This window comes from Brevibacterium sp. CFH 10365, assembly GCF_009299785.1.
Lineage (GTDB): Bacteria > Actinomycetota > Actinomycetes > Actinomycetales > Brevibacteriaceae > Brevibacterium > Brevibacterium limosum.
Map to the genome: position 1 here is coordinate 1 of NZ_VIGO01000025.1, position 343 is coordinate 343.

Annotated in this window: 1 protein-coding gene; it reads left to right on the top strand. The window is 64.1% G+C overall.

The features are described 5' to 3' along the window. Positions 1 to 204: sigma factor-like helix-turn-helix DNA-binding protein (locus tag FHG09_RS19665; protein ID WP_319803275.1), on the top strand; the 204-nt coding region annotated here is incomplete at its 5' end. Positions 205 to 343: the final 139 nt, after the last annotated feature.

Below are 343 nucleotides of genomic sequence, written 5' to 3' on the forward strand. Positions count from 1 at the left end.
ATCGACCGAGCGGAGTCGGACCGGACGGTCTCCGCCTTGAAGATCCTCCCCGAGGAGCAGAGCAGGCCGATCGTCATGGCCTTCTATCAGGGTCTGACCCACACCCAGATCTCGGAGGACCTCAAGGTGCCGCTGGGTACCATCAAGTCACGGATCAGAGACGGAATGAAGAAGCTGCGAGACGAGTTGGAGGCGAGTCGATGAGCACCGATCGTGATTATCTGGCCGCCGGCCTGGCCTTGGGCGGGCTGACCGACGACGAACTCGCCGAGGCTCGGGCGCTGGCCGAGTCCGATGCAGACTTCCGTGCCGAGGTCGCCGCCTATGCCGACGTCATGGCCGA